This window comes from Cyanobium sp. ULC082 (assembly GCF_977927535.1).
In genome coordinates, this window is the sequence record NZ_OZ376397.1 from 719427 (window position 1) to 744392 (window position 24966).

General features: G+C 66.0%; 23 protein-coding genes. 18 read left to right on the forward strand and 5 right to left on the reverse strand.

Annotated elements, in window-relative coordinates; all coding sequences use genetic code 11:
* Positions 1-5: 5 nt before the first annotated feature.
* The 5 genes from dapF (at position 6) to dacB (ending at position 4947) form a co-directional block, all read left to right on the forward strand.
* The gene (gene dapF, locus ACXMDY_RS03890) at positions 6-1127 is read left to right on the forward strand and encodes a diaminopimelate epimerase (protein ID WP_259703241.1); all 1122 of its coding nucleotides are present in this window, start codon (positions 6-8) and stop codon (positions 1125-1127) included.
* A complete protein-coding gene (locus tag ACXMDY_RS03895; protein WP_259703242.1) occupies positions 1108-2304 on the forward strand; it encodes a cysteine desulfurase family protein in 1197 nt (398 codons plus the stop codon). The genes dapF and ACXMDY_RS03895 overlap by 20 nt, the downstream gene beginning before the upstream one ends.
* A 47-nt stretch (positions 2305-2351) precedes the next feature.
* The gene (locus ACXMDY_RS03900) at positions 2352-3050 is read left to right on the forward strand and encodes a DUF1995 family protein (protein ID WP_259703243.1); all 699 of its coding nucleotides are present in this window, start codon (positions 2352-2354) and stop codon (positions 3048-3050) included.
* A 96-nt stretch (positions 3051-3146) separates the two neighbouring features.
* On the forward strand, positions 3147-3674 hold the full coding sequence (locus ACXMDY_RS03905) for a DUF4330 domain-containing protein (protein ID WP_259703244.1): 528 nt from the start codon (positions 3147-3149) through the stop codon (positions 3672-3674).
* Between the two features lies 1 nt (position 3675).
* Positions 3676-4947 (forward strand): D-alanyl-D-alanine carboxypeptidase/D-alanyl-D-alanine endopeptidase, encoded by a 1272-nt coding sequence (gene dacB / locus ACXMDY_RS03910; protein ID WP_259703245.1) that lies wholly within the window; start codon positions 3676-3678, stop codon positions 4945-4947.
* Here the strand turns inward: dacB and ACXMDY_RS03915 are convergent.
* Together ACXMDY_RS03915 and coaD are read right to left on the reverse strand one after the other, a co-directional pair.
* Entirely contained in the window at positions 4922-5851 is a 930-nt protein-coding gene (locus ACXMDY_RS03915; RefSeq protein WP_259703246.1) for a coiled-coil domain-containing protein, read from the reverse strand. The two genes, dacB and ACXMDY_RS03915, sit on opposite strands and share 26 nt — an antisense overlap.
* A complete protein-coding gene (gene coaD / locus ACXMDY_RS03920) occupies positions 5844-6344 on the reverse strand; it encodes a pantetheine-phosphate adenylyltransferase (RefSeq protein ID WP_259703247.1) in 501 nt (166 codons plus the stop codon). The genes ACXMDY_RS03915 and coaD overlap by 8 nt, the downstream gene beginning before the upstream one ends.
* 67 nt (positions 6345-6411) lie before the next feature.
* On the opposite strand from coaD, the gene ACXMDY_RS03925 reads away from it, so the two are divergent.
* The 5 genes from ACXMDY_RS03925 to ACXMDY_RS03945 are packed head-to-tail and all read left to right on the forward strand — an operon-like array spanning position 6412 to position 10770.
* The gene (locus ACXMDY_RS03925; RefSeq protein WP_259703248.1) at positions 6412-6930 is read left to right on the forward strand and encodes a flavin reductase family protein; all 519 of its coding nucleotides are present in this window, start codon (positions 6412-6414) and stop codon (positions 6928-6930) included.
* Positions 6927-8924 (forward strand): excinuclease ABC subunit UvrC, encoded by a 1998-nt coding sequence (gene uvrC / locus ACXMDY_RS03930; protein ID WP_259703249.1) that lies wholly within the window; start codon positions 6927-6929, stop codon positions 8922-8924. Before ACXMDY_RS03925 ends, uvrC begins: the two co-directional genes overlap by 4 nt.
* A 25-nt stretch (positions 8925-8949) precedes the next feature.
* On the forward strand, positions 8950-9552 hold the full coding sequence (gene hemJ / locus ACXMDY_RS03935) for a protoporphyrinogen oxidase HemJ (RefSeq protein WP_259703321.1): 603 nt from the start codon (positions 8950-8952) through the stop codon (positions 9550-9552).
* Positions 9542-10195 carry a PHP domain-containing protein gene (locus tag ACXMDY_RS03940; protein ID WP_259703250.1) on the forward strand — a complete coding sequence of 218 codons (654 nt, stop codon included), beginning with the start codon at positions 9542-9544 and terminating at the stop codon, positions 10193-10195. Before hemJ ends, ACXMDY_RS03940 begins: the two co-directional genes overlap by 11 nt.
* A gap of 29 nt (positions 10196-10224) precedes the next feature.
* Positions 10225-10770 (forward strand): hypothetical protein, encoded by a 546-nt coding sequence (locus ACXMDY_RS03945; RefSeq protein WP_259703251.1) that lies wholly within the window; start codon positions 10225-10227, stop codon positions 10768-10770.
* Positions 10771-10823: 53 nt separating this feature from the next.
* Here the strand turns inward: ACXMDY_RS03945 and cobN are convergent, their stop codons facing one another.
* Positions 10824-14561, reverse strand: coding sequence for a cobaltochelatase subunit CobN (cobN, locus tag ACXMDY_RS03950; protein WP_259703252.1), 3738 nt, complete (start codon positions 14559-14561; stop codon positions 10824-10826).
* An 88-nt stretch (positions 14562-14649) separates the two neighbouring features.
* Here cobN and ACXMDY_RS03955 point away from each other — a divergent pair, with 88 nt between their 5' ends.
* The 3 genes from ACXMDY_RS03955 to ACXMDY_RS03965 all read left to right on the forward strand — a co-directional run bounded on the left by ACXMDY_RS03955 (position 14650) and on the right by ACXMDY_RS03965 (position 19590).
* On the forward strand, positions 14650-15567 hold the full coding sequence (locus tag ACXMDY_RS03955) for a branched-chain amino acid transaminase (RefSeq protein ID WP_259703322.1): 918 nt from the start codon (positions 14650-14652) through the stop codon (positions 15565-15567).
* A 61-nt stretch (positions 15568-15628) separates the two neighbouring features.
* On the forward strand, positions 15629-19261 hold the full coding sequence (metH, locus tag ACXMDY_RS03960) for a methionine synthase (RefSeq protein ID WP_259703253.1): 3633 nt from the start codon (positions 15629-15631) through the stop codon (positions 19259-19261).
* Between the two features lie 38 nt (positions 19262-19299).
* The gene (locus ACXMDY_RS03965) at positions 19300-19590 is read left to right on the forward strand and encodes a small RNA NsiR4-regulated ssr1528 family protein (protein WP_259703254.1); all 291 of its coding nucleotides are present in this window, start codon (positions 19300-19302) and stop codon (positions 19588-19590) included.
* Positions 19591-19619: 29 nt separating this feature from the next.
* Here the strand turns inward: ACXMDY_RS03965 and ACXMDY_RS03970 are convergent, their stop codons facing one another.
* The gene (locus ACXMDY_RS03970; protein WP_259703255.1) at positions 19620-19841 is read right to left on the reverse strand and encodes a hypothetical protein; all 222 of its coding nucleotides are present in this window, start codon (positions 19839-19841) and stop codon (positions 19620-19622) included.
* A 143-nt stretch (positions 19842-19984) separates the two neighbouring features.
* Between ACXMDY_RS03970 and ACXMDY_RS03975 the strand changes: the two genes are divergently transcribed.
* Positions 19985-20407, forward strand: a complete 423-nt coding sequence (locus ACXMDY_RS03975; RefSeq protein ID WP_259731514.1) for a DUF2237 family protein — start codon at positions 19985-19987, stop codon at positions 20405-20407.
* Between the two features lie 17 nt (positions 20408-20424).
* Here the strand turns inward: ACXMDY_RS03975 and ACXMDY_RS03980 are convergent, their stop codons facing one another.
* A complete protein-coding gene (locus tag ACXMDY_RS03980; RefSeq protein ID WP_259703257.1) occupies positions 20425-21222 on the reverse strand; it encodes an SDR family NAD(P)-dependent oxidoreductase in 798 nt (265 codons plus the stop codon).
* Positions 21223-21260: 38 nt separating this feature from the next.
* On the opposite strand from ACXMDY_RS03980, the gene ACXMDY_RS03985 reads away from it, so the two are divergent.
* The 4 genes from ACXMDY_RS03985 to ACXMDY_RS04000 are packed head-to-tail and all read left to right on the forward strand — an operon-like array spanning position 21261 to position 24898.
* Entirely contained in the window at positions 21261-22178 is a 918-nt protein-coding gene (locus tag ACXMDY_RS03985; protein ID WP_259703258.1) for an NAD(P)H-dependent glycerol-3-phosphate dehydrogenase, read from the forward strand.
* Positions 22175-23098, forward strand: a complete 924-nt coding sequence (locus tag ACXMDY_RS03990; RefSeq protein WP_259703259.1) for a PhzF family phenazine biosynthesis protein — start codon at positions 22175-22177, stop codon at positions 23096-23098. The genes ACXMDY_RS03985 and ACXMDY_RS03990 overlap by 4 nt, the downstream gene beginning before the upstream one ends.
* Positions 23071-24075, forward strand: a complete 1005-nt coding sequence (locus ACXMDY_RS03995; protein WP_259703260.1) for a SpoIID/LytB domain-containing protein — start codon at positions 23071-23073, stop codon at positions 24073-24075. Before ACXMDY_RS03990 ends, ACXMDY_RS03995 begins: the two co-directional genes overlap by 28 nt.
* Entirely contained in the window at positions 24062-24898 is an 837-nt protein-coding gene (locus ACXMDY_RS04000; protein ID WP_259703261.1) for an ATP adenylyltransferase family protein, read from the forward strand. The genes ACXMDY_RS03995 and ACXMDY_RS04000 overlap by 14 nt, the downstream gene beginning before the upstream one ends.
* The last annotated feature ends 68 nt before the right edge of the window (positions 24899-24966 follow it).

The window sequence follows — 24966 nt, forward strand, 5'->3', positions numbered from 1 at the left end:
ACACGATGCTGGCCTTCAGCAAGTACCAGGGTCTTGGCAACGATTTTCTGTTGCTCGATGGCCGTGATGGAACCGTCGTCGATGACGCCTGCGGACTGAATCCCGGCATGGTGCGTCGGCTCTGTGACCGGCGCTTCGGTATCGGTGCCGATGGCGTGATTCTTGCCCTGCCGCCGGAAGCCGGGGGGGAGTTGCGCATGCGGATCTTCAACGCCGATGGCAGTGAGGCGGAAATGTGTGGCAACGGCATCCGCTGTCTGGCCCGCTTCCTGGCCGACAGCGACGGCGATGGCGACGGCCGTCGCTGGCAGGTGGAAACCCTGGCGGGCCGGATCGTTCCCCAGTTGCTCCAGGCTGGAGAGGTTCAGGTGGACATGGGGGAGCCCCTGCTTGAACCGGCCGCGGTGCCCACCACCCTGGACCCCGGTCCCGCCGGCCTGCCCCAGGGAGAACTCGAAGCGGATGGGGTCCGTTTCGCCGTGGCGGCGGTGGGCATGGGCAACCCCCATCTGGTCATTCCGGTGGCCTCGATCGAGGACGTGGAACTGGAACGGTTCGGCCCACTGCTGGAAGTGGATCCCGCCTTCCCGGCGCGCACCAACGTCCATTTTGTTGAAGTGCTGGCCCCGGATCATCTGCTGATGAAGGTCTGGGAGCGGGGGGCAGGTCCCACTCTGGCCTGCGGCACCGGCGCCTGTGCGGTGCTGGTGGCCTGCCACCGCCTGGGTCTGTGCGGGCCGGATGCCCGCATCGATCTGCCCGGAGGCAGCCTGCGGATCCACTGGGATCCACTCAGTTCCCACGTGTTCATGGACGGTCCAGCCGAACCGGTTTTCGACGGTGTGCTGGCTCCCCGGCTGCTGGATTCGACACCTGCAACAGCTTCGAAGGCAACGTCCACAGCGGAGAGCCAGCCCCCGGCGCCGTCACCGCCAGCACTGGATTGCTCGGTTGTCTGCGTCCAGGGCTGCATTCGCCCGGAGGATTGTCCCAGTGCCGAGGCCCGGGCCCGGGTGACAGCCCTGCTCAGCAGCCGCTCTCTTGATGATCTGGTCGCCCTGGCGATGGGATCGATCGAGAACCGCAGCCGGGCCCGACAGGAGCGTGATGACCCTTCCGGGGCCTGAAGGCTCGATCTATCTCGACGCCTGCGCCAGCTCGCCGCCGGCCGCGTCGGTGCTGGAGGTGATGGCGGCGGCCCAGGCCACCGCCTGGGCGAACCCGTCCAGCCTGCATGGCTACGGCCTGGCGGCGGCCAATCTCCTCGAGCGCAGCCGGCAGGCGATCGCCTCCAGCCTCTCGGCCCACGACGATCAGGTGGTGTTCTGCTCCGGTGGCACCGAAGCGGCCCATCTCGCCCTCGCCGGTGCGGCAGCCGGGCTGGCACCAGGGCGGCTGGTGATTTCGGCGGTCGAGCATCCGGCTGTCGACGCCGCTGCCCACAGCCTGGTTCGGCAGGGATGGACGGTGGTCCCCTGTCCTGTTGATGTCGTCGGCAGGGTGAAAATCGAAGCTCTCGAAGCCCTGCTGAAGCCCCCCACCCGCCTGGTATCGGTGATCTGGGGCCAGAGCGAAGTGGGCACCCTGCAGCCGATCGAGCGGATCGGCTCGATGTGCAGGCAGGCCGGAGTGATTTTCCACACCGATGCGGTTCAGGTGGTTGGGCATCAGCTGATCGATTTTTCGGCCCTGCCCGTGGATCTGCTCAGTTTCACGGCCCACAAGCTGCAGGGCCCCCGCGGTATCGGCGTTCTGCTTGCCAGGCGCGACCTGTCCCTCCAGCCCCTGCTGCAGGGGGGTGGTCAGGAGGGCGGTCTGCGGGCAGGCACGGAATCGGTGGTGCTGGCGGCGGGCTTGGCGGAAGCCCTGGCGCTCTGCCAGCGGCGGCTGCTCGAGAACGGCGGCCTCGATCCCCTCCAGATTCAGCGGGAGCAGCTGGGCCGTGCCCTGCAGCGGATCCCCGGAGTTGCGATCAGCGGCTGTCCCCGTCACCGGTTGCCCCACCACCTCAGCCTGCTGGTGGATGACGGCGCCGGTCAGCCGCTGCCCGGCCGGCGCCTTGTTCAGGCTCTCTGGCGCCAGGGATTTGCGGTCAGCAGTGGCACGGCCTGTCATCAGGGTCAGGCCGGCGCCAGTCCGGTGCTGGCCGCGATGGGCCTGGCGCCGGCGGCGGCGGCTTCCGGCCTGCGGATCAGCCTCGGCCCCTGGCTCCGTGGTTCGGATCTGGCTGGGGTTCCCCAGGCTCTTGCCGCTGCCCAGGCGGAGGTGGCGGCTGAGCGGCGCTCCGACCGGAGCACGGATTGACTGGTGGGTGCACCCGGTAGGGTCTGCTTTCTGGCTTCACCACTGGCGTGCTCCCTTCCGATCTGCGCAGCGCCGAAGCCCAGGCCGTGGCATCCCTTCAGGCGGCGCTGGGCGCCAGGCCCACCGGTCGCTGGACCGCGGAGTTCCGTTTCGAGGGACTCAAGATCCTGCCCCTGGCCTTGCGCCTGGCCACATCGCTGAAGGAGAAGGGGCTGGAGCCACGGCTGCTTTTCCCGGATGCGGGGGCCACCGCCCTGGCCAAGCGGGATGCCCCAGACCTGGCCCCAGGCATCGCCAGCCTGGGCGATCAGCTGCGCCTTCAGGCCGAGCCTGGTGAGGGCTCAGCCGCGCTGCCGTTGCTCCTGGTGGCGCCGGGGCTGAGTGATTACGAACAGGTGGAACGCATCCACAAGGCCCATGCCGGGCCGATGCTGATGCTGAACGGCAATCTCGAGGATGCCGCAGTGGGGATCGGCAGCGTGGCCCGGAAGCGGCGGAAGGGCTTTCTGGCCACCTGGAGTTGCGCCTACGCCCTGATTCCCCTGGCTGAGGCGGCCCTGTTGCGATGCTTTCCGGAGCCCTGGACCCTCTACCGCCGTGATGCCGATGGCTACCGGCCCGTGGCCAGCTTCGAGCAGAAACCGGATGCCGAGCAACAGGCCCTGGCCCTGAACCCTGATCAGGCTCCTTCCGTGGCTGATGGCCTGCAGGCGCTTGATCGCTTCCTCGACAGCCTCAGTAACTGAGTGCGGATCCGCAGACTCCCGTTGCTTCCGTGTTCGCTGGCAAGGGGTGGTGGAGCCTGGATTCGCTCCTTAAGCTTGCGTGTCTGGAGAAATCTGATGGCCCCTGAGCCCACCCCGTCCCAACGGAGCTGGAGCCTGATCGATCTCGGCGCAGCCGTCGCCGTCGTGCTTGCCCTTGGCGGTGTGATCTGGAGCCCGAAGCTGAGCGGGGCGATCGCCCAGGCCACCGGGGCGATGCAACCGGTTCTGGTCACGGTCGATGTGCGCGGCGCCTCCGTTGCCGATCCGGCCGCCCTGATCGCGGCAGCCCGCGCTGAAGGCAAGGTGAGCATCGTGATCCGCAATGAGCCGCACGGCACGGTCAAGATCAGCGAGCTCCTGCCCCTGCAACGCCGCCTGGTGGCGGTTCAACCCAACGGCAGTGTTGTCACCGCCGTCGATCCGAACCAGGCGGTCTTCGGCACTCTGGACGCCCGTTTTGTCCTTGAGGGACAGGGACGCAAGACCGGCGGTGGCGTTGTGTTCGGCAACCAGAACCTCAAGATCGGTGCCCCGGTGGAACTGGAAGGTGCCCAATACCGCTTCGGCGGCACCGTCAGCGCCCTTCGTCTGGAGAAGTCCTGAGATGACCTGCTTCACCGACCGCAGCATCAGCCTCGCCCTGGGACTCTCGCTGGGCCTGCTGCCCACCGGATCCCTGCTGGCGATGCCTGTCGCCAGCCTGCCCACCGCACCGCCGCGGATCGGCCTGCCCCAGCTGCAGGGACAGGTCAGCTGTCCCGCCCTGCAATCCAGGGTGGTGAGAATCCTCGGTGGCGAGGCCGGCGTCTGGAGCGTCTCGATCGCTGATGGCAACGGCCGCCTGCTGGCCGACGTCAACGGTCTGCGGCCGCGGGTGCCTGCTTCGAACCAGAAGCTGATCAGCACCGCTTTCGCCCTCGATCGGCTTGGCCCCGACTACCGCCTCAGGACGAAGCTCTGGCGCCTGCCGGATGGCACCCTGCGGCTCACCGGCGAAGGGGATCCTGATCTGGCCCTGCCCCAGCTGCAGCGTTTCGCCAAGCTGGCCCTTGGATCAGGGGGTGGTCCAGGTCAACCGTCCAGTCTGGTCAGGCTTGAGCTGGCTGAAGAACCCGCCCAGGCCTGGTGGCCATCGGGTTGGCACCCGGGGGATCGCTCCGAAGCCTATGGGGCTCCGATCACCCGATTGGCCGTCACCAGCAATGCGATCGAGATGGCGGTGGCCAATCCACCTGGGCGCTTGCAGCGGCTGCTTGGACGGGAACTCAGCCGCCAGGGAGGCGATCCCAGCAAGCTCGTGGTTGTCTCGGCCCAGTCGCCACTGCCCCAGGGAGCCCTCCTGCTCCATGAGGAGCCTTCGGCGCCGATGCACAATCTGCTCAGCCTGGCCAACTCGGAAAGCCACAACTTCACCGCCGAGGTCCTGTTGCGTCAGGCGGCTGGCAGCTGGAATCTCACCACTAGCCGCGGAGCCGGCCTCCAGTGGCTGAGCCAGCAGGGTCTGCCGATGCAGGGCGTTGTGCTGATGGATGGCAGCGGCCTCGACCGCTCCAATCGACTCACCAGCCGCTTCCTGGCGGGCCTGCTGCTGCGCATGGCAGCCCATCCCTATGCCACCAACTACCTGGCTTCGATGTCGGTGGCGGGCAAGCGTGGAACCTTGCGCAACCTCTACAAGGGCACCAGCCTCGATGGCCGTCTCCATGCCAAGACCGGCACTCTCACCGGCGTGCGCAGCATCAGTGGAATTCTGGAAACCAGCGATGGTCCCCGTTACGTGAGCCTGATCTCGAACGGGGCAGGTTCGCCGAACACCACGATCGGAGAGGTGCTGCGTCAGGTGCAGATCGTCAGCCTCTGCCAGCCACCTGCTTGAGTCGGGACGCCGCCCGGCGGGCCCGGCTCATCGGCGCTTCGCCGCGCCCGCTGCCAGCGCTTTCTGTTCCAGGTGCATCGCTGATCTGAAGCCGGCCCAGTTCCCGGCGACCGGCCAGCACCACTTTGCTCAGTTCGCCTAGGCGGCTTTCCAGTTCCCCGAGCACCTGCTCGGCGTAGTGGTTGGCCCCGTCCTGAACGGCCCCGGATTCCTGGCGGCTGCGGCTGATCAGGGCCTCGCATTGCTGCTGGGTCTGCTGACGGAACTGCAGGGCATCGTTGTGAAGCCGCTCCGCTTCGGCCTGGCTCTCCCTCTGGATTCGCAGACCCTCCTGGCGAATCTGCTCCAGCTCCTGGAGACTCTGCTGGCGGCCGCGTTCATGCTGCTCACCGAGCTGCCGCTTCAGCTCCGCGGACTCCTGGTCGAGTTGCTGCCGGCGCTGCATGGCCTCCTGCTCCAGCTGTTGGCGCCTGGCACTGAATTGCTGCTCCATCTGGGCCAGCCGTGACTGGTGTTCCTGCTCCGCCTGAGCCACCTGCTGCCGGGCGGTGAGCATCATCTGCTCACACTGCTGCCGGGCCTGCTCGCGCAGCTCGCCCACCTGGCGCTCCGCTTCCTGGCGGATCGACACGGAGTTGATCAGCTGTTCCCGCTCTCGCCTGGCCTGGGCAAGAATCTCCTCGGCCTGCTGCTGGGTCTTGGCGATGAAACTCTCCCTCTGGGCGAGCAGGTCTCTGGCCTGCTCCAGCTCACCGGGAAGGGCCTCCCGCACCGCATCGAGCACTTCGATGGCATCCTGCTCATTGACCAGTCGGCCCCCGCTGAACGGAATACGGCTGCCCTCCAGCACGATCTCCTCCAGTTGATCGAGTTGGTCGAGCACGCTGATCCGGGCTTCAGCCATGGGGGTGGAGCGGTGATTTCCGATTAAAGAGCCTGGCGAGATCATCCGCCACTCCGATCGGCACCATGTGACGAACGTCGCCGCCGAACCGCGCCACCTCCTTCACCACGCTGCTGCTCAGAAAGCTGTGGTGGGCGGCGGTGGCAAGGAAGAGCGTTTCCACCTCGGCCGCCAGGGTGCGATTGGTGTGGGCGATCTGCAGCTCGAACTCGAAGTCGGTCATCGCCCGCAGGCCGCGCAGGATCACGGCGGCACCGCTGCGACGGGCGAACTCCACGGTGAGCCCATCGAAACTGCCCACCTCGACAGCCTTGAGGTGAGCCGTGGCGGCCTGGATCTGCTCCAGCCGTTGCGCCAGTGGAAAGCTGGGCTGTTTACCCGGGTTCTGCAGCACCGCCACCACCAGGCCATCGAAGAGGCGGCTGGCGCGTTCGATCAGGTCGAGGTGTCCCAGGGTCAGGGGGTCGAAGCTGCCGGGATAGAGGGCCTTCATGGGCAGGGCAGGGCGGAGCGCTTGGGTGAGGTTGCCTAGAGTTGATCCTCTCCTGCCTCCGGTCTCGATGGTCCCCGCTGCCGATCCGATCGCCTCAGCCGACTTCAGCCTGGATGCTGCGGCCAAGAAAACTCTCCTGCGCAAGATTCCCCATGGCCTGTTCATCTGTGGTGTGGCCGAAGGCGATCTGGTCAACGGGTTCACCGCCAGCTGGGTCACCCAGGGCTCGTTCGAGCCCCCCCTGGTGGTGATGGCGGTGCGGGCCGACTCGACCAGTAACGGCATGATCCAGCGCAGCGGCCGCTTTTCGCTCAACGTGCTGGCGGCGGATCAGAAGGACCTGGCGGCGCTGTTCTTCAAGCCCCAGCAGGGCATCGGTGGTCGCTTTGACGCCGCCCCCTTCCAGCTCGGCCCCCTCGGCTTGCCGATCCTGGCTGACGCCCTCGGTGCCGTGGAGTGTCAGCTGGTGGGACAGGTGGCCCACGGCGACCACACCGTTTTTGTCGGCGAAGTGAAGACCGCCGTGTTGCATCGGGACGGAGCCGCCCTTGAGCTGGGCCCGACCGGCTGGCAGTACGGCGGTTGAGCACCGTCCCGCCGCTGCTGAAGGACCCCCAGCGGCTCCAGCGGCGGCTTCGGGAATTGCCGCCTGAGCCTGGCTGCTATCTGCTGCGGGACAGCGACGACCGCATCCTGTATATCGGCAAGTCGAAGAGCCTGCGCAGTCGGGTGCGCAGTTACTTCCAGTCTTCCCATGACCTGAGCCCGCGGATCGGCCTGATGGTCCGTCAGGTCTGTGAGATCGAATTCATCGTCACCGACAGCGAAGCCGAGGCCCTGGCCCTGGAGTCGAACCTGATCAAGGCCCACCAGCCGCACTTCAACGTGCTGCTCAAGGACGACAAGAAATATCCCTATCTCTGCATCACCTGGAGCGAGGCCTATCCCCGCATCTTCATCACCCGAAGGCGTCGGCTGCGCAGTCCGCTCGACCGGTTCTACGGCCCCTACGTGGATGTGGGGCTGTTGCGCCGCACCCTTTTTCTGGTCAAGCGGGTGTTCCCCCTGCGCCAGAGGCCCCAGCCGCTCTACCGCGATCGCACCTGCCTGAACTTCGACATCGGCCGTTGTCCAGGGGTGTGCCAGGAGAAGGTGACCCCCGAGGCCTACCAGCAGATTCTGCGCAAGGTGGCCATGGTGTTCCAGGGGCGGAGCGACGAGCTGGTGCAGCTGCTGACGGCCCAGATGGAGAAGTTGGCCGGTCGACTCGATTTCGAGCAGGCGGCCCGGATCCGTGACCAGCTCCAGGGCCTCGAGCAGCTCACCGCTGACCAGAAGATGACCCTGCCGGATGCGTCGGTTTCCCGGGACGTGCTGGCCCTGGCCGCCGACCAGCGGGTGGCGGCGGTGCAGCTGTTTCAGATGCGGGCCGGCAAGCTGGTCGGCCGGCTCGGCTACACCGCCGATGCCACGATCGCGGCACCCGGCGAGATTCTTCAGCGCGTGCTCGAAGAGCATTACAGCCAGGTGGAACCCGTGGAGATTCCGCCCGAGGTGCTGGTCCAGCATCCGCTGCCCCGTCAGGCACTGGTGGAGGAATGGTTGAGTGAGCGACGGGGTCGCCGGGTCAGGCTGCTCCATCCCCAGCGGCAACAGAAGGCGGAGCTGATCGAGCTGGTGGAGCGCAATGCCGGCTTCGAGCTGGCCCGCGCCCAGCGCAGCGCCGAGCAGCACCAGCTGGCCACGGAGGATCTGGCCCAGCTGCTTGATCTGCCCCAGCCGCCCCGCCGGGTCGAGGGTTACGACATCAGCCACATCCAGGGCAGCGACGCGGTGGCTTCCCAGGTGGTGTTCGTTGATGGCCTGCCGGCCAAGCAGCACTATCGCAAGTACCGCATTCAGAGCAGCAGCATCCGTGCCGGCCATTCCGACGACTTCATGGCCATGGCCGAGATCATGCGACGGCGCTTCCGGCGCTGGTCCCAGGCCAAGGCGGCAGGCGCTGACCTCACCGCGCTGCGCCGGACGGCTGACACCGCCCTCCACACCGATGGGCTCAATGACTGGCCCGATCTGGTCATGATCGATGGCGGCAAAGGGCAGCTCTCAGCTGTGATGGAGGCCCTGCGGGAACTGGATCTGCACGAGGAACTGGTGGTCTGCTCGCTGGCCAAGCAGCGGGAGGAGGTTTTCCTGCCTGGCGCCAGTGAACCGCTCGAGAGCGAACCGGACCAGCTGGGGGTGCTGCTGCTGCGGAGGTTGCGTGATGAGGCCCACCGCTTCGCCGTCGGCTTCCATCGCCAGCAGCGTGGCGAGCGGATGAAACGCTCCCGCCTCTCTGACATTCCTGGGCTCGGACCGAAGCGGGTGAAGGAGCTACTGGGCCATTTCCGTTCGATCGACGCCATCCAGCTGGCCAGTCCAGCGCAGATCAGCGCCGCGCCGGGAGTGGGCCCAGCCCTGGCCCGGCAGATCTGGGCCTATTTCCATCCAGAGGAGGATGGCCCGGCGGATCCGCCCCCAGCTGTCGCTCAGACCCCGATCCAGCCAGCCACGGCGGAATCCGTGCTCTTAGTTTGAGGAGCCCCAGCTTCTTGCCGTGATGATGGCCCTGGCCCTGCCACCGGAGGCCTACCTCTGGTTCAAGACCCTTCACATCGTCGGGGTGGTGGTGTGGTTCGCAGGGCTGTTCTATCTGGTCCGGTTGTTCATCTATCACGTCGAGGCGGAGAGCCTCGAGGAGCCGGTTCGCAGCGCTTTCCAGACCCAGTACGCCCTGATGGAGCGACGCCTGGCCAACATCATCACCACTCCGGGCATGGTGGTGGCCGTGCTGATGGCCGTGGGCCTGCTGATCGCTCAGCCTCTGTGGTTGAAACAGGGCTGGATGCACGTCAAGCTGGCCGTGGTGCTGGTTCTGCTGGCCTATCACGGCTTCTGTTACCGGTTGATGGCCCAGTTGCGGCAAGGAAACTGCCAGTGGAGTGGCCGCCAGTTGCGGGCCCTCAATGAGCTTCCCACCTTGATTCTGGTGCTTGTGGTGATGCTGGTGGTGTTCAAGGGCCAGTTCCCAACCGGTGGGGCCACCTGGTTTCTGGTGGCACTGGTGGTGGCGATGGCTGGCTCGATCCAGTTCTATGCACGCTGGCGCCGACTTCACGCCACACCGTCCAGCCTGGAATCGGAGGCCCTGGCCAATGGTGGTTGACCATCCCCTGGCCAGGGTTCTGGAAGCTGTCGATTCGAGCAGTTGTCCGGAGCGGCTCAACTTCCACTGCCACACGCTCTGCAGCGACGGCAGCCTGGCTCCCGAAGAGCTGGCCGAGCAGGCGATCCTGCTGGGGCTTGATCACTTCGCGGTCACCGATCACCACAGCGCCAGGGCCTTCCTGCCGGTGCAGCGCCATCTGGATCGTCAGCAGCGGCAGGGCCGCCGCGTGCCCCGCCTCTGGAGCGGTGTGGAAATCAGTTGTCTGCTGGAGGGCTGCCTGGTGCACGTGCTCGGCCTTGGCTTCGAGCACGACCATCCCGCCCTGGCGCCCTATCTGGAGGGTCGTGCCGTGGTCGGTCCGGCTCTCCAGGCCGGCGCTGTCTGTCGGGCGATTCAAACCTCGGGCGGCCTGGCCCTGCTGGCCCATCCGGCTCGTTATCGCCTGCCCCACCAGCCTTTGATCACGGCCGCCGCCGCCCTGGGTTTCGATGGGGCCGAAGCCTTCTATGACTACGAGCAGAAGGCACGCTGGCAAGCCAGTCCAGGCATCTGTCATTCGATCGCCGCCCAGCTGAGCCGCCTCGGTCTGCTGAGCAGTTGCGGTACTGATACCCATGGTCTGCAGCTCCAGGGTCGCTAAGCTTGAAAGCAGGTTTCGGTTTCCTAACCATGGGTCTGCTTGATCGTCTGCTCGGCACCGGTGCCAACAGCGGAGACTTCTCCTCAAAGAAGCCCAAAGCTGAGCCAGCCGCCAAGAAGGACACCGCCAGCTTCTTCCTGGATGCCGATGCTTCCGGCACCCTCGGCAACGTCGATTACATGCGGCGTCCTTACACGATTCGCCACACCTTTCCCGGCAACGCCGACAGCCCCGGTCAGAAGGAGATCATTCAGCAGGTTGATTCCATGGAGGCGAGGGTCGAGTCCGCTTCGGCCGCGTTGACCACACCGGCTGCCGGCAAAGCGGCCAAGGGTCTCAACAGTGGCGTGCCCAAACCGGTGAAGAAAACGTTTGCAGAAAAGCTCAGCTCCTCCGAGCTCAGCCGCCGCCTGAGAGGATCCACGGCCACTGGAGTGAACTCCCAGGCCGGCGAGATCAGCCCCCGCACGGCCAGCAGCGGATCACCCGATGCCCAGTCCCAGGTTGCTCAACAATCAGGAAAACCAGGCACGATCGATCCGTTCAAGTCGATGGCCCGCGACATCATCAGCTGAGCGGCAGGGGTTTTTGGCGGCCAGGCGATCGGGCTGCCCCTGGTGGAAGGCATTCAGGCCTCCACCAGGGATTCGCTGCTCAACACCAGTTGCTTCAGGTGATTCAGCTGGTCTGGGTCAGCACCTTCCCACAGCCCCCGGTGATGGGCTTCGAGCAGGCGTTCGGCCATGTCCCGCAGGGCCCAGGGATTGGATCTGCGCAGCATCTGGAGGGTTGATTCGCTCTGAAGCCAGGTCTGGCAGATCGCCCCATAACTCCAGTCCGGTACCCGGCCGGTGCTGGCGTCGTAGGCAAACAGGTAGTCGAGGCTGGCTGCCATCTCGAAAGCCCCCTTGTAGCCGTGGGCCTTCATCCCCTCGATCCAGCGCGGATTGAGCACGCGGGAGCGCAGCACCTTGTCGAGCTCCCGCTCCAGCCGATGCAGGCGGGGACGTTGATGGCGGGAATGGTCACCGAACCAGAGCTCCGGGGCCGTGCCACGCACCCGCTCGGTGGCGGCGCTGAGGCCGCCCTGAAATTGGTAGTAGTCATCGGAGTCGAGCAGGTCATGTTCCCTGTTGTCCTGGTTGTGCAGCACAACCTGCACCTGGCGGAGCCGCTCCTCCAGTCCGCTCCGGTCGGCGATCGCCTCGCAGCCTCCCTGGCTCAGGTTTTCGTAGCGCCAGCCGCTCCACTGCAGGAAGGCCTCCCCCAGGTCGCTGCGGTCTTCCCACTGACCACTGTCGATCAGACCCTGCAGGCCAGCCCCATAGGCGCCTGGGGCTGAGCCGTAGACCCTGGCGGAATGTCCCTCCCGCCTGGCACTGGCGGCCAGGGGATTGTCCTGCTCGGATTCGTCCAGGGCCGCCAGCATCGCCGTGGCCTGATTCATCCAGCCGACCAGCTGGGGGAAAGCGTCCCGGAACAGGCCGGAGATTCGCAGGGTCACGTCGACCCGCGGTCGCCCCAGCAGGCTCAGTGGAATCACCTCCAGTCCCACCATGCGTCGGGTCGGGCCATCCCAGACGGGGCGCACCCCCATCAGGGCCAGGGCCTGGCCGATGTCTTCACCGCCGTTGCGCATGGTGGCCGTCCCCCAGACCGAGAGAGCAAGGTGGCTCAGGTCTTCGCCCTGCTCCTGCAGATGGAGATCGAGCAACAGTTCGGCGCTGCGCCGGCCCAGGTCCCAGGCGGCTTCCGTGGGCAAACCACGCAGATCGACGCTGTAGAAGTTCCGGCCGGTCGGGAGCAGGTCCGGCCGGCCACGGGTCGGAGCGCCCGAGGGACCGGCGGCAATCCGCTCGCCGGAGACGCCGGCCAGGAAGGAACGGCGTTCCGCTTCACCGCAGGCCAGCAGGTTCGGCAGCAGGGTGAGGCAAACCCGCTCCAGCACTGAGGCGGTGATCGGGCCGGGAAGATCCGGCAGGTCGGAGGGAACCATGCCCTCCAGCAGGGCGCTGACCAGGCTCAGGGCAAGCCGTTCCAGGATCGCAACCCCATCGCCGGCGCAGCGCAGAGCGGCCTCCGGGGCGCCGTCGGCAGTCCCACCGGGGAGTGGTGTCAGCTTCCGTTGGTCTGCGGGGCTGAGCGGAGCCTGGTCCGAATCAGACCAGGGATCGAGGTCGAGGTCCAGATCCAGGCCGATGGCCTGGGTCAGGCCAGGGCCAGCGGCCAGCGGGGGTCGGGCCAGGCACAGCAGCAGTTCCGCCAGCGGTGCGGCAGCGGGCAAGGCGCCGAAGGTGTGCAGCCCCGTGCGGATCTGGGCTTCCTTGAGCTCGCACAGATAACCATCCGCCGCCTCCAGCCTCGCCTCGAGGTTGCTGAGCTGTGAGTTGTCCGCTGGCGGCAGGGCAATCGCTTCGAGTTGCTCCACCAGCCGCCGCCGCAGAGGCTCCAGCCGTGCCGAACCGAGCTGGCGGGCTTCCCAGTATTCGTCGAGCAGCACTTCGAGCTGCAGAAGCGGACCATGCAGTCCTGCCCGGGCCAGGGGCGGGGTGAGGTGATCGAGAATCACGGCCTGGGCGCGGCGTTTGGCCTGGGAGCCTTCCCCAGGGTCATTGACGATGAAGGGATACAGGTGGGGCATCGGCCCCAGCGCCCATTCCGGGAAGCAGTGGTCGGAGAGACCAAGCCCCTTGCCGGGCAGCCATTCGAGGTTGCCGTGTTTGCCGACGTGCACCATCAGCTGGCAACCGGCCGACTGTCGCAGCCAGAGGTACTGGGCCAGGTAGGCGTGGGTGGGGGGCAGATCAGGGGAGTGGTAGTGAAGGCCTGGGTCGCGGTCATAGCCGCGCTCCGGCTGGATCAGCACCACCACCGACCCAAAGCGAAGGCCCCGGATGGGAAACCCCGGGCCGGCCGCTGTGGCCTCCAGGCCTTCATCCCCGCCTGGGGAACCCCAGTGGGCCTCCAGCTGGGCCCTGCCAGCGGCCGGCAGCGTGTGATACCAGGCCAGATAGCTGGCCAGTGGCAGATGATCGAGGGCGGGCCTGTGGCTGCTCTCCGGGTCATTGGTGCGGCCGGCCAGCAGCCGCTCGATCAGAGCGTCGCCTCCAGCGGGCAGGGGCCCGGTACCGAGATCGTGTCCGCTCTCCTGCAGCCAGCCCAGCATCAGGGCAGTGCTGGCCGGGGTATCGAGGCCGACACCATTGGCGACGCGGCTGTTGCGGGTGGGGTAGTTGGCCAGCACCAGAGCCAGCCGTCGCCGACTGGCCGGGGTCCGGCGCAGCTCCACCCAGCCCTTCACCAGCTGGGCGATCCAGTCGAGTCGTTCGGGGTCCGGCCGGTAGTGGTGGATCGCGGTGGTGAGCTGATCGTCGGCCCGAACAAGCTCCTTGAAGGCTCCGACGCGGCTCGTGATCCGGCCATCCAGTTCGGGCAGAGCCACCTGAAGGCTGAGGTCGAGGGGATTGAGGCCGATGCTGCTCTGCTGCCAGTGCTGACGGCTCTGGGTGCTGCAGAGCAGTTGCACCACCGGCACGTTCAGGGATTCCCACAGCGGCGCCCCCAGCCCGGCCTCCTCGAACTGAACCGAGGCGAAGGAGGTGGCGCAGAGCACCGCCTCGACGCTTTCGCGCCGCAGCAGGTCGCTCACCCCCCGCTGCACGCCGAGATCCCGCAGCCCACTCACCCAGAGGGCCCTGGGACAGAGCCCCAGGTTGCGCAGGGCAATCAGGCTGGCTTCCACCAGCCCGGTGTCGCCCGCCTGGTACTGGGCTCGATACAACACCAGTCCGACCCGCGGCCCCGGTTCATCCCGCCAGTCATGGGGAAGAGGATCGGCCAGGGGCACGAGCTGCGGCGGCTGAACGGGTTCGGCGTTGATCAGGCAGTGCAGGCTGGTGAGCACCCGGCGCAGGTTCTCCTCTCCCCCCTCCCGCAGGCAATGGGCGATCGCGGTGGTCAGTGCTGCGCAAACCGTGCCCAGGCTGGCCAGGGACTCTTCTTCTTCAGCCGTGCCGGCAACCACCAGCAACTGTCGCCCGGCCGCTGCTTCCGCCCAGGCCCGCCATCGCTCCAGTCCGTAGCTCCAGTGTCCCCGGCCGCCCAGCAGGCGGATCAGCACCAGTCGGGTCTCCCCCATGCTGGTGGCCAGGTAGTGATCGATGGCTGCCGGGTGCTGCAGAGCAGCCAGGTTCAGGCCCCGCACCTGCGTGCCGGGCAGATCAGGCTCCCGCGCCAACAGATCGGCCAGGGCCTGCAGATCGCTGTCGGCACTGGTCAACCACAAGAGCGGAGCCGATGGTTGCTCGACCAGAAGTGATCCTTCGACCGGATCCGATTGGCCGGGAATGGAGGCAAGCCGGTGCATCACCCCATCTTCGGCCCTGGCGGTGAGAAGATCGGCCGGGGCCTCTGGTCGCCACTACCTGCCTCGCCGCCACACCACGCCGTTCCGCATGCACCAGTTCCTTCCCTATGCCTGGTTCGGTGGCCGCTGTGTGCCGTTCGCTGAAGCCACGATCTCGGTGGCCACCCATGCGCTGCACTACGGCACCGGAGCGTTCGGTGGCATGAGGGCCCTGCCCAACCCCACCGATCCGGGCGAGATCCTTCTGTTCCGGGCGGATCGCCATGCCCGCCGCCTCAGCCAGAGCGCCCGGCTGCTGCTCACCGATCTGCCCGAGAGCACGATCCATGGGGCGATCGAGCAATTCCTCCAGGCCAATCGACCGACAACTCCGATCTATCTTCGTCCATTTGTTTATACCAGCGACCTGGGTATCGCCCCCCGTCTGCATGACATTGAGACCGATTTTCTGATCTATGGCATCGAGCTCGGCGATTATCTCTCTCCCGATGGAGTGAGCTGCCGTTTCAGCAGCTGGTGCCGCCAGGAGGATCGCTCCTTGCCCCTGCGCGGCAAGATCAGTGGCGCCTACATCACCAGCTCCCTGGCCAAGACCGAAGCCGTGCAGAGCGGTTTCGATGAGGCGTTGCTGCTCAACAGCCGCGGCAAGGTGAGCGAGGCCAGTGGGATGAACCTGTTCATCGTTCGTGATGGTGTGCTGATCACCCCGAGCGTTGATCAGGACATCCTTGAAGGAATCACCCGGGCCAGCATCCTGGAACTGGCCCGCGACATCGGCATTCCCACCCTTGAGCGCGCCGTCGACAAGACCGAGCTGCTGGTGGCTGATGAGGTGTTTCTCAGTGGCACCGCCGCCCGGGTCACGCCGGTGCGGCGGATCGAAAGCACCGATCTGCCGAGCGAACGTCCCGTGATGGCGCTGTTGCGGGATCGGCTCACCGCCATCACCCAGGGTTTCGATCCCGCCTATGACCACTGGGTCAGCCGTGTTCGATTGCTGGCCTGAGGCTCCACATCTTCCGGGTTTGACCGGTGATGATGGCCCCACTACAGCGGGAACGGGGTTGATGGGAACAGTGGTTGAGCGGGCGGCCGAACCGACGGTGCGGACGATGAGTTTTCTCGAGCGTCTCCATTCCCCGGAGCGGCCCGTACTGGTGTTCGACGGAGCCACAGGCACCTCCCTGCAGCAGATGGATCTCAGCGCCGAGGACTTCGGCGGGGCGGCTCTGGAGGGCTGCAACGAGAACCTGGTGTTCACCCGCCCGGATGCTGTCCAGGCGGTGCATCGCCTCTTCCTTGAGGCTGGCTGCGATGTGATCGAGACCGACACCTTCGGCGCGGCCTCGATCGTGCTCGTGGAATACGAGCTTCAGGATCAGGCCTTCGCCATCAACAAGCGAGCGGCTGAGCTTGCCAAGCAGGTGGCCAGCGAATACAGCACGCCGGAGAAGCCCCGTTATGTGGCCGGTTCGATCGGACCGACCACCAAGTTGCCCACGCTTGGGCACATCAGCTTCGATGAGATGAAGGCGGCATTCCAGGAGCAGGCGGAGGGATTGCTGGCTGGTGATGTTGATCTGTTCATCGTTGAAACCTGCCAGGACGTGCTCCAGATCAAGGCGGCGCTGCAGGGGATCGAAGCGGCCTTCAGTGTCAGCGGTGAACGGCGTCCACTGATGGTTTCCGTGACGGTGGAGGCCACCGGCACGATGCTGGTGGGCTCCGACATCGCTGCGGTGGTGGCGATCCTGGAGCCGTTTGCGATCGATATCCTTGGTCTCAACTGCGCCACTGGACCTGAACAGATGAAGGAGCATGTTCGCTATCTCAGTGAGCACAGCCCCTTTGTGGTGAGCTGCATTCCCAATGCCGGCCTGCCTGAGAATGTGGGCGGTGTGGCCCACTACCGCCTCACCCCGGTGGAGATGAAGATGCAATTGATGCACTTCGTCGAGGATCTCGGCGTGCAGGTGATCGGTGGTTGCTGCGGTACCACCCCGGCCCACATCGGAGCCCTGGCTGAGCTGGCCAGCGAGCTTCACCCCAAGCCGCGCCAGGTGCGCCTTCCAGGCGAACAGATCAGCCGGCTGGCCCTCAACACCGAGCCGGCGGCGGCATCGATCTATGGCATCACTCCGTACCACCAGGACAACTCATTCCTGATCATCGGTGAGCGCCTCAATGCCAGCGGCTCCAAGAAGGTTCGAGAGTTGCTCAATGACGAAGACTGGGACGGTCTTGTCGCCCTGGCCAGGGGTCAGGTGAAGGAAAATGCCCATGTTCTTGATGTCAACGTCGATTATGTCGGCCGTGATGGCGAAAAGGACATGCACGATCTGGTCAGTCGGTTGGTCACGAATGTGAACCTGCCGCTGATGCTCGATTCCACCGAGTGGCAGAAGATGGAGGCCGGCCTCAAGGTGGCTGGTGGGAAATGCATCCTCAACTCCACCAACTATGAGGATGGCGATGAACGCTTCTTCAAGGTTCTGGAGCTTGCACGTCGCTACGGCGCGGGTGTGGTGATCGGCACCATCGACGAGGAGGGGATGGCGCGCACGGCTGAACGGAAGTTTGCGATCGCCCAGCGGGCCTACCGCGATGCGGTGGAGTTCGGCATTCCGGCCCACGAGATCTTCTACGACGCCCTTGCCCTGCCGATCTCAACTGGCATCGAGGAAGACCGCCGCAATGGCGCGGCCACGATCGAGGCGATTCGCCAGATTCGCTCCCAGCTGCCGGGAGTGCATGTGGTGCTCGGTGTGAGCAACATCAGTTTCGGCCTTTCCCCGGCCACCCGGATTGTGCTGAATTCCGTTTTTCTGCACGAATGCTGTCTGGCTGGAATGGACGCTGCCATCGTCAGCCCGGCCAAGATTCTCCCTCTCGCCAAGATCAATCCAGAAACCCAGCAGGTCTGCCTCGACCTGATCAATGATGCGCGCCGCTTCGATGGTGATGTCTGCAGTTATGACCCCCTGGCTGAACTCACCAAACTGTTCGAAGGTGTCAGCGCCAGGGAGGCGCGGGAATCCGGTCCCTCCCTCGCCGACCTGCCGGTGGAGCAGCGGCTCAGTCAGCACATCATCGATGGCGAGCGGATCGGCCTGGAGCCTGCCCTTTCAGAGGCCCTCACCACCTATCCTCCCCTCCAGATCATCAACACGTTTCTGCTGGATGGCATGAAAACAGTGGGTGAACTGTTCGGCTCAGGCCAGATGCAGCTGCCCTTCGTTCTTCAGAGCGCCGAAACGATGAAGGCGGCTGTTGCGTTCCTGGAGCCCCACATGGAGAAAGTGGAGGGGGAGCGGCGAGCCAAGGCCAAGTTCCTGATTGCCACCGTGAAGGGCGACGTTCACGATATCGGCAAGAATCTTGTTGACATCATCTTAACAAATAATGGCTATGAAGTGATCAACCTTGGCATCAAACAGCCTGTTGATGCAATCATCGATGCCCAGCGCATTCACCAGGCTGATTGCATTGCCATGAGTGGATTGCTGGTCAAGTCGACGGCCTTCATGAAAGATAATCTCCAGGCCTTCAATGAAGCCGGTATTGCCGTTCCCGTGATTCTGGGGGGGGCCGCCCTCACGCCTCGCTTTGTTAACAAGGATTGCCGCAGCGTCTACAGGGGCCAGGTGATCTACGGCCGGGATGCTTTCTCCGACCTGCGGTTCATGGATGCTCTGGCCGAGGCGAAGGAAGGCGGACACTGGGACGACATCAAAGGGTTTCTCGATGGCATTCCACCCGGTCTGGGCCTGAGCGCCGAGGCGGATTCCGCCGAGGCCGAGCCGTCTGCCGCCCAGCCGGCAGAGCCCATCCAGGTTGCCGTCGATCTCCCCCCAGCCAGCCAGGAGCGCTCCGAGGCGGTTCCGGAGCAGGAGGCGATCACCCCACCCTTCCTGGGCAGTTGCCTGCTGGATGAAACCGAGATACCGCTGGCCGAGGTTTTTGCCTACCTCGATCGCAATGCCCTGTTCGCGGGCCAGTGGCAGTTACGCAAGGGCCAGGATCAGAGCCGTGAGGAGCATGACCGGATGCTGGCCGAGAAAGCCGAGCCGGTGCTGGCGGAGTGGATCAAGCGCTGCCATCAGGAGGGATTGCTGACACCGAGGGTGGCCTACGGCTACTTCCCCTGTGGGCGCGACGGCAACAGTGTGGTGGTCTTCGATCCGAGCGATTCCCGTTCCGAACTCGGACGTTTCGTTCTGCCCCGCCAGCGGGCCGGCAACCGCTACTGCATTGCCGACTTCTATCGCGACCTCGATGGTGGCCTACCCACCGATGTGCTGCCGATGCAGGCCGTCACGATGGGGGAGGTTGCCACCCGTTTCGCCAAAACCCTCTTTGCCGCCGATCGCTACACCGACTACCTCTATTTCCACGGTCTGGCGGTTCAGATGGCCGAAGCCCTGGCTGAATGGGTTCACGCCCGCATCCGCCGGGAGCTTGGCTTCGGTGACCAGGAACCCGCTGAGTTGAGGGAGGTGCTGGCCCAGCGTTACCGCGGCAGCCGGTATTCGTTCGGCTATCCGGCTTGCCCGAATGTGGCGGATTCGCGTCAGCAACTGCTCTGGCTGGAGGCCCACCGCATTGGCCTGACCATGGATGAAAGCGACCAGCTCGAACCGGAACAGAGCACCACGGCACTGGTGGCCCTGCATCCCCAGGCCCGCTATTTCAGCGCCTGAGCCGGTGGCAGGCTGGGGGAGTCCGTTCTCCCAGTCCGATGCTTCCAAACCCTTCCGCCCCCCTCGCCGGGCCTGATGGCGTCGATGCTGCCATCGCCGCCGGCCTCGACCTGGATGGCTCGCCGATCCCAGTCGCGATGCTGGCTCTCTACGAGGAGGTGATTGCCCTGGAAGCACAGAGGGCCCGCAGTGGGGTGAAGAAATCCATGCGCAACCGGGTCGTCAAGACCGGTGCCAAGCATTTCGATCAGGCGAGCCTTGATCAGCGCCTCCAGGCCGCAGGTTGGGAAGGTCTGAAGGAAAAGGAGATCGCCTTTTTCTATGGCTGATCCCCGCCGGCAGCAGATCCGCTCTGGCGCTACAGCTCCTCAAGGCTGTCGATCACCGACTGCTGAAACGCCTGCAGATCAGTGGAATCACTCAGGTCAACGCCTTCCCCAGCTGCGTTCTGGCTGAGTTCCTGAAAATGGAAAGCCCCTTCCCCATGGGCGAGGAACTCCATGGCGGAGGCTTCACCGCTCTCCTTGAAGGCGTCGAAGAGGGCAGTGAATGCGGCGTCTTCGGTGAAATCCCAGCTCATGAAGGGGTCAAGGCAGTCGGAGGGGTGGAGCGGTCCAGCTTCTTCTTAGCAGCTCCGCTCCATGAGCTTTAACGCCTGCCCCCCCGAATCCGTCAACCTTCTGTGCCCGGATCAGCCCACAGTTCCGTCACAATTCAGGCTTGATGCTCTCTGCCGCCGTGGCCACTCCTGCCATTCCAGCTCCCGGGCGTTCCGTCGCCGACCAGCCGCGCAATGTTCTCGGTGAGCCCCTGGAGATCTGCGGTTGCGAGCCGCTGACCGGATGGCATCGGGACGGTTCCTGCCGCACCGATGGCAGCGATCTGGGCCGGCACACGGTCTGTTGCGTGATCAGCCAGGTGTTTCTGAGCTACAGCAGCTCCCAGGGCAATGACCTCTCCACACCGATGCCCGCCTACGGCTTCCCCGGTCTCAAGGCCGGCGACCACTGGTGCGTCTGTGCCGCCCGCTGGCTTGAGGCCCACCAGGACGGGGTGGCTCCAGCGGTGAGGCTGGAGGCCACCGAGCACACCACCCTGGAGATCATTCCGCTCGAACTGCTCAGGCAGGCGGCCCATCGGGCCTGATCCCTGCCTCCCTGGCCTCACCAGGGGATCACCGATCCATCCCAGGCCAGGAAGCGCCCACTCTGCTCAGGATTCTGGGCTTCGAGCACATCCAGCAGCTGGCGGGCACTGCGGGCCGGACTGAACAAGCGTTCCGGTGAGACGGAGGCCTGAAACGGAGCCGAAAGAGGGGTTGCGGTGGTGCCTGGGTGCAGCAGGGTGAGGCAGGCCAGGGGCAACCGACGGCGCCATTCCAGCGCCAGACAGCGCAGCATCTGGTTCTGGGCGGCCTTGGCTCCCCGATAGGCGTACCAACCTCCGAGCCGGTTGTCAGAGATGCTGCCGACCCGGGCAGAGAGGCTGGCGAACATCACCGGTTCTGCGCGAGCCAGCAGGGGCTCCAGGGCCTGGGCCAGCAGCAACGGACCGAAGGCGTTGACGGCAAAGGAGCGCTCAAGGGCGAGGCGGCTGACCTGCTGCAGGCGTTTCTCGGGCTGCAGGTTGGCCCCATGCAACAGCCCCGCAGTGTTGAACACGAGTCGCAACGACCCTGCCATGGGCTTGAGGGCCAGCGCCAGTCCGGCCAGGCTGTCATCGTCACCGAGCTCCAGGGCCAGCACCCGCTCCGGGGGGATGGTCCCGCCGTGCTCCGGCCAACGACCTGAACGATTCGTTGCCCAGAGCGTCAGCCATGGAGCCCGCGCCGACAGCTCGCCCAGGAGGGCCCGACCGATGCCGCCACAGCCCACCACCAGGGCATGGCCCCGCCACTTACGCAGCGACTCAACCGATCGCTGCCCGGGGTCCGGGCCCGGAATCGGCTCGGGTGGCACCATCAGTGAATCAGCGATCCGGAATGCCGCATGATGGCTCGATGGCAGTGCGGATAGGGGTTCTGGGTCAGGGAGCTTGGGGCAGGACCCTGGCTGCTCTGCTCCAGCGCCAGGGTCACAGGGTGGAGGTCTGGTCGCGGCGACTGCAGACGGATCCTCTCTCCCTGCTCCAGCAGCAGGATCTGATCATCTCTGCCGTGGCGATGGCCGGTGTGCCTTCCCTGGCCAGGCAGCTGGCGCCAGCCTGGCCGAGTGGCCTCCCCCTGCTGAGTGGCAGCAAAGGCATCGACATCGACCAGCTCTGCACAGCTTCCCAGCTCTGGGAGCGGAGCATCCCGGAGCTTGATTGCGTGGTGCTGAGCGGCCCGAATCTGGCCGACGAACTCGACCGGGGGCTGCCGGCGGCCAGCGTGCTGGCTTCGCGCCACCAGGCCCTGGCCAGCCGGTTGCAGCAGGAACTGAGCAGCGATTCGTTTCGGCTTTACACGAATGCCGATCCGATCGGCACGGAGCTGGCGGCCGCCCTCAAGAACGTCATGGCCGTGGCGGCGGGAATCTGCGACGGCCTCAGTCTCGGTGCCAATGCCAAGGCCTCCCTGCTCACCCGTGGCCTGGCGGAAATGGGTCGTCTGACTGCAGCCATGGGCGGGGACCCGACCACGCTGTTCGGGCTGGCCGGGCTCGGTGATCTGCTCGCCACAGCCAACAGTTCGTTGAGCCGCAACTACCGCTTCGGCCTGCTGATGGCGGAGGGAATGCCGGCCGAGCAGGCCCTGCGGCGCATCGGGGCCACGGTGGAAGGGACGATGACCGCCGAGGCTGCCCTTGCCCTGGCGCAGCGGGGTGGCTGGAGCCTGCCGATCTGCGAGCAGGTCGTGGCCCTGATTCAGGGACGTTCCGGCCCGCAGGCCGTGGTGCGGGCCCTGATGGAACGGGATCTCAGACAGGAAAAGACGTGAACGCGTCGCTTCCGAGCCTGCAGATCCAGGCCTTCGCCGAGCGCCCCCTGCAGGGAAACGGCGCGGCGGTGGTGCTGCTGGATCGGCCGGCCGATCCCGACTGGATGCAGGCGGTGGCCGCCATGTTCCAGCAGTCGGAGACGGCCTTTCTGCTGCCCTGGACCGATCAACAACCCGAGAGGCTGGCTCGGCCCGGCTGGGCGCTGCGCTGGTTCACGCCGAGCTGCGAGGTGCCGCTCTGTGGCCACGCCACCCTGGCGGCCACCCTGGCGCTGGAGCACTGGGGCGGCCTCCTGCCAGGGGAAGCCACCAGCCTGCTGACCAGAAGCGGCCCCCTGGCGGTGTCCGTCGGCGCCGCCGGCACGGGCACGGCGGAGCTGGTGCTGCCCTGCTCCGCTCTCGAGCCCTGCTCCCTGCCCCAGCAGCTGGGGCCGCTCCTGGGGGGGGAGCCGCTTGATACCTGGCAAACCAGCCTTGGCTACTGGGTTGCGCTGCTCCCTGCCAGCGCCGATCTGATCGGCCTGGATGGCCTGGGGCTCGCCCAGTCCCTGGGCCCGGAGCTGAGTCGGGGTCTGGTGTTGATGCAGCCCACCAGCAGTTCAGGGGAAGGCCCGATTGTTCTGGGTGAACCGGCCGATTATCAGCTGCGATTCTTCGCCCCCGGCCTGGGGATCAGCGAGGACCCCGTCACCGGATCGGCCCATGCCCTGGTGGCGCCGTGGTGGTGCGAGCGCCTCGGCCGCCCTCGTGTGGTGGGGTGGCAGGCTTCGAAACAGGGCGGAGGCATGCTCTGCGAACCGCTGTCTTCCGGCATGATCCACCTGACGGGTGCGGGGCAACTGGTTTGGGATGGCGTCCTGATGACTGGCTGCGTCGAGGGCACGCCTGGCGAATGGCGGCGTTGCCTCGACGGCGGCTGAACACCCTGCTGTTCAGTGCTCCCCTGAGTGTCGTGGCGCTCGGGCTCGGTTTCATGGCCCAGTCGCTCACCCCAGCTCCTCCCCAACCGGACCGGCGGGTGCTGGATGCCCTGCTGCCGGCGGTGAGTGATCCGATCAGCAGCCAGGCCACTGACGAATCGAGCCTGGACTCGATCCAGGCCCGCCGCGCCGATGCACTCCCGCCGGCGGCCCCCCGGCTGCCGCAGGAGGAGGCCACGCTCGTGGAGCCTGCCGCCGGGCAGCCCGTTGCGCTGGAGATCCGGGTGGCCCTGCTGAGCCAGGCCGGTCAGCCCACGCTCTCGGCCACCGGAGCCTGGACCCTGCGTGATGGCAACGGTGAACTCCTGCAACGGGGCCAGGCCGGCAGCCCCGTCGATCTTGCCGCTGTGGCTGGACCGGCGAATGGTCTCTGGCTTGAGACTTCGCCCTCAGAGCACCTGCTGGTCAACGGCAGGGCCTACGAGGGTCGGATGCGTCTGTTGCGGGAGTCTGGCGGGATCACGCCGGTGAATCACCTGCCGCTGGAGCGCTACCTGATGTCGGTGGTGGGAGCCGAAATGCCCAGTTCCTGGTCGATCGAAGCGCTCAAGGCCCAGGCCGTGGCCGCCCGTTCCTACGCCCTGGCCCACCTGGCCAGGCCAGCCGATCCCCATTTCCATCTTGGTGACACCACCCGCTGGCAGGCCTATCGAGGCCTGGCGTCGGTTTCCTCCCGCACGTCCGAGGCGGTGAAGCGCACCACCGGTCTGATCCTCAGCTACCAGGGAGGCATCGTGGAAAGCCTCTATGCCGCCAACAGCCAGATCACCCTGGAGGCCCACGGCCATCTCGGCGCCAGCATGAGCCAGGAAGGAGCGCAGCAGCTCGCCTTGCAGGGGCTCCGCTACAACCAGATCCTGGGCCGCTACTACCAGGGGGCCTCCCTGGCAAGGCTGCAGATCGGTGCCAGGAACTGAAGGACGGATCTGGAGGGCGGCCCTGGAGCGCAGCGCCCAGGCCCGTCGGGACGGCAGCCTGGTCCCCCTGGTCACCAGCCTGATCAAGCCCGATGGCTGGGAGCCCTTTCAGCTCCGTCAGCTCTGCTCCGCCACCCCCAAGCACCTGCTGGAGCCAGGTCCCCGTGCCAATCCATTCCTGCCCTGGGAAACCTCCCTTGAGGTGCAGCGGCTCGGTGATTCTCATCTGCTGCTTCTGAACAAGTACCCGGTGCAGCCCGGTCATCTGCTGCTGATCACCCAGAGCTGGGCTCCCCAGGCCGGTTGGCTGGACGCTTCGGACTGGTCTTCGATGGTTGCAGTGGCCGCCGACACCAGCGGACTCTGGTTCTTCAACAGTTGCGCTGAAGCCGGTGCGAGTCAGCCGCACCGCCATCTCCAGCTGCTGCCCCGCCATCGGGGTGAGCCGGCCTGCCCCCTCGAACCGGCGCTCAGAGCCCAGCTGGAGGCCCGGGCCCAACCCTGGCCCTGGCCCTACCGCCTCAGCCGCAGGCGGCCCCACGAGGATCAGCATGCCCTCGCTGCCCACTACCACCGCCAGGCGTCAGCCCTCGGCCTGGGAGACCCCCGCACCTCCGACCGCCCCCTTCACCCGTACAACCTGCTCATCAGTGATGACTGGTTCCTGATGATCCGGCGGCGGCGTGAGCGGGTGGCGGGATTCAGTGTCAACGCCCTTGGTTTTGCCGGCTATCTCCTGCTGACCAGGCGGGCCGAGCTGTCCTGGCTCAGGCAGCACGGACCTTGGGCCCTGCTGGAGGAGGTTGCCGCCACGGTTCCGTGATTCCACGGTTGCCAGGGGATGGATGACGGGCTCTTTCTGGAAAAGGAGCAGCGCTTGCCGCGCTCCGA

Coding starts and splice junctions, on each gene's coding strand:
- cobN (WP_259703252.1), bottom strand. CDS start 14,561: ATGCACCGGCTTGCCTCCATTCCCGGCCAATCGGATCCGGTCGAAGGA.
- ACXMDY_RS03955 (WP_259703322.1), top strand. CDS start 14,650: ATGCACCAGTTCCTTCCCTATGCCTGGTTCGGTGGCCGCTGTGTGCCG.
- ACXMDY_RS03970 (WP_259703255.1), bottom strand. CDS start 19,841: ATGAGCTGGGATTTCACCGAAGACGCCGCATTCACTGCCCTCTTCGAC.
- ACXMDY_RS03995 (WP_259703260.1), top strand. CDS start 23,071: ATGGCGGCGTTGCCTCGACGGCGGCTGAACACCCTGCTGTTCAGTGCT.
- ACXMDY_RS03965 (WP_259703254.1), top strand. CDS start 19,300: ATGCTTCCAAACCCTTCCGCCCCCCTCGCCGGGCCTGATGGCGTCGAT.
- ACXMDY_RS03895 (WP_259703242.1), top strand. CDS start 1,108: ATGACCCTTCCGGGGCCTGAAGGCTCGATCTATCTCGACGCCTGCGCC.
- dacB (WP_259703245.1), top strand. CDS start 3,676: ATGACCTGCTTCACCGACCGCAGCATCAGCCTCGCCCTGGGACTCTCG.
- hemJ (WP_259703321.1), top strand. CDS start 8,950: ATGGCCCTGGCCCTGCCACCGGAGGCCTACCTCTGGTTCAAGACCCTT.
- ACXMDY_RS03945 (WP_259703251.1), top strand. CDS start 10,225: ATGGGTCTGCTTGATCGTCTGCTCGGCACCGGTGCCAACAGCGGAGAC.
- ACXMDY_RS03905 (WP_259703244.1), top strand. CDS start 3,147: ATGGCCCCTGAGCCCACCCCGTCCCAACGGAGCTGGAGCCTGATCGAT.
- ACXMDY_RS03975 (WP_259731514.1), top strand. CDS start 19,985: ATGCTCTCTGCCGCCGTGGCCACTCCTGCCATTCCAGCTCCCGGGCGT.
- ACXMDY_RS03925 (WP_259703248.1), top strand. CDS start 6,412: ATGGTCCCCGCTGCCGATCCGATCGCCTCAGCCGACTTCAGCCTGGAT.
- coaD (WP_259703247.1), bottom strand. CDS start 6,344: ATGAAGGCCCTCTATCCCGGCAGCTTCGACCCCCTGACCCTGGGACAC.
- ACXMDY_RS03940 (WP_259703250.1), top strand. CDS start 9,542: ATGGTGGTTGACCATCCCCTGGCCAGGGTTCTGGAAGCTGTCGATTCG.
- ACXMDY_RS03985 (WP_259703258.1), top strand. CDS start 21,261: ATGGCAGTGCGGATAGGGGTTCTGGGTCAGGGAGCTTGGGGCAGGACC.
- metH (WP_259703253.1), top strand. CDS start 15,629: ATGGGAACAGTGGTTGAGCGGGCGGCCGAACCGACGGTGCGGACGATG.
- dapF (WP_259703241.1), top strand. CDS start 6: ATGCTGGCCTTCAGCAAGTACCAGGGTCTTGGCAACGATTTTCTGTTG.
- ACXMDY_RS03915 (WP_259703246.1), bottom strand. CDS start 5,851: ATGGCTGAAGCCCGGATCAGCGTGCTCGACCAACTCGATCAACTGGAG.
- ACXMDY_RS03980 (WP_259703257.1), bottom strand. CDS start 21,222: ATGGTGCCACCCGAGCCGATTCCGGGCCCGGACCCCGGGCAGCGATCG.